Annotated in this window: 3 protein-coding genes; all 3 read left to right on the top strand. The window is 37.8% G+C overall.

From position 1 onward, the window contains the following. The first annotated feature begins 122 nt into the window (after nt 1–122). The 3 genes from KP803_RS21705 (at nt 123) to KP803_RS21695 (ending at nt 1,962) form a co-directional block, all read left to right on the top strand. The gene (locus KP803_RS21705; RefSeq protein ID WP_248010940.1) at nt 123–665 is read left to right on the top strand and encodes a hypothetical protein; all 543 of its coding nucleotides are present in this window, start codon (nt 123–125) and stop codon (nt 663–665) included. Nucleotides 666–864: 199 nt separating this feature from the next. Beyond that, nucleotides 865–1,170 (top strand): NIPSNAP family protein, encoded by a 306-nt coding sequence (locus tag KP803_RS21700; RefSeq protein ID WP_248010939.1) that lies wholly within the window; start codon nt 865–867, stop codon nt 1,168–1,170. A 147-nt stretch (nt 1,171–1,317) separates the two neighbouring features. Then, the gene (locus KP803_RS21695; protein WP_248010938.1) at nt 1,318–1,962 is read left to right on the top strand and encodes a hypothetical protein; all 645 of its coding nucleotides are present in this window, start codon (nt 1,318–1,320) and stop codon (nt 1,960–1,962) included. The last annotated feature ends 72 nt before the right edge of the window (nt 1,963–2,034 follow it).

Here is a 2,034-nt window from a genome sequence, read left to right as displayed (position 1 = left end):
GTTTCGCCCCGCTCAAGTATAGCCAAGCGTTGCTCACACCTTAATGCGGCGTTAGGGGCCTATTCGAAAAACATCAATATTATAAATTAGGTTTGGTTTATCTTCACAAAGGAGCTGTTAGGGTGACTCAAAAAATCAAAATGATATACAACAATTATATTTCTGACAGTGGTGAAGTTATCACTTCTCGGAAGTTTGGATTGGTCAGCTGGGATGAGTCAAATTGTGATGAAAAGGACTTGAAGCCTTACCCTCAAAGTCGACCTTTAGGTGTATTCTGGATTCTAGACGATTGCAGACCAATCAATTTTAATCCAAGTATCCATAATTGTTTATCTATATCGCTATTAAACGATAGAAGTGGTGTATTGGTTATACACAATGTTGAGGAAGATATGAGTGATTACTCATTTCTTCCTCCTCCAAATAATGCTGCGGTGTATAATGCTGATGGCTCTTTGAGGTTTATTCTACAAAACCCATTAACGAATCGTCCTGGTGAGTTGAATTTTTTTAGAGCAGGTTCCCTCAAGAAGGAAAACGGTGAATACGGTTTAGCTATTTGTATTGCAGTAGCTCAAGGTCAAGGGATGGAGGTGTTTTCTATCGACGGAACTACGCCAAATTTAAAAGATGTCACACGGACTTCAAGGCCAAATATTTAGATCTCTATCATGGTTATAACCTAGAGGCATCAAGCCCCTAACAAGCAATTTAAGCAGACCCTCAACGCGTGGCATTTTTGGTTTGCAGGCAGTCCAGTGGTTATGGCGCTATGCAGAAACTATCGTTGTGCGTTTCGGGCTACTTAATCGGGCGTTATACGTTGCGAAAAAATCAAGCAATTAAAAGGAAATTGAGCTTATGATTACTTGCTATGTCAGATATGTAATAGACCCGAAAAAGGTCAAAGAATTTGAAGAATACGCAACAATGTGGATTCCATTAGTTGAGAAATTTGGTGGTCAACACAATGGCTATTTCCTACCATCAGAAGGTGCGAATAACATCGCCCTAGCATTGTTCACATTTGAAAGTTTATCGGCGTATGAAGAATATCGAGTTAAATCTTTAAATGACCCTGAGTGTCTTAAAGCTTTTGAATTTGCAGATAAAGTAGATTGTATCATTAGCTACGAACGTAGTTTTTTTAGACCCGTACTTGGGTAGAAAAGCAACGTATAACAAGTTAATTAAGTGGACTTATCAACGCTAGGCATTCTCGGCTTGGAGTCTGATAGGCTCGGTAAAATCAGTGGTTACAGCCACTTATTAAAGCGTTAGTTACTATTCAACATACAATAAAAGGAGTTTAGTATGTTTTTTTGGGGTTCTAAGGGAAAAACAATTTCAGGACACTTAGTTGAAGGAATTCAATGTCCAAGCTGTGGAAAGCAAGAATTTAAAACGTTCGGTATAATCCGTTATTTTCATTTCTACTGGATACCTACATTTGTAACTTCCAGGGTTGCCGGTATTGAATGTACCCATTGTAAAAAAACACTGGTCGGTAAGGAGCTTCCAAACGAACTATCGAACAAAATCAAATCCGCGGTGTTTACTAAGAGAAATACATTACCTATGTTTTCAGGCTTAATCATCGCTGCCTGCATGGCATTATCTGTCACCTACTCTATTCAACAGAATAATAAACTAGAAGATTCCTACATTGAGCAACCTATTGTTAATGACCTTTACATTGTTGATTTTACAAAAATATTTGAGGATATTGACCCTACATACAAATATGGGCTTATGCGAATTAAACAAGTGTCACTTGGACAAGCTGAATTTCAAGTGAGTAAAACGGCTTTTAATAAAACCTCAGGAGTTCGTAAAGATATACGTAATGGAAAAACAGATTCTGATACTTATTACGATAGTGATTTTCTATATGTTGACATTAGTAAGCTAAAAAGCATGAAAACCTCTAAAGCCATTCGCTCAATTGAGCGTAACTAACAAAACGCTTAATCCGACACTCAACGCTTGGCATTTTTGCTTCGCAAAAGTATATGCCAAGGTTTAGTGCGG

Origin of the sequence: Vibrio amylolyticus, from assembly GCF_023145695.1 — a bacterium.
In the GTDB taxonomy this organism is placed as follows: Bacteria; Pseudomonadota; Gammaproteobacteria; order Enterobacterales; family Vibrionaceae; genus Vibrio; species Vibrio amylolyticus.
The sequence above is the reverse complement of the archived record's forward strand: the minus strand, read 5'-3'. Positions and strand labels throughout refer to the sequence as shown.

Excerpts from the sequence above, each read along its gene's own strand:
- KP803_RS21700 (WP_248010939.1), top strand. The coding sequence starts at position 865 with ATGATTACTTGCTATGTCAGATATGTAATAGACCCGAAAAAGGTCAAA.
- KP803_RS21695 (WP_248010938.1), top strand. The coding sequence starts at position 1,318 with ATGTTTTTTTGGGGTTCTAAGGGAAAAACAATTTCAGGACACTTAGTT.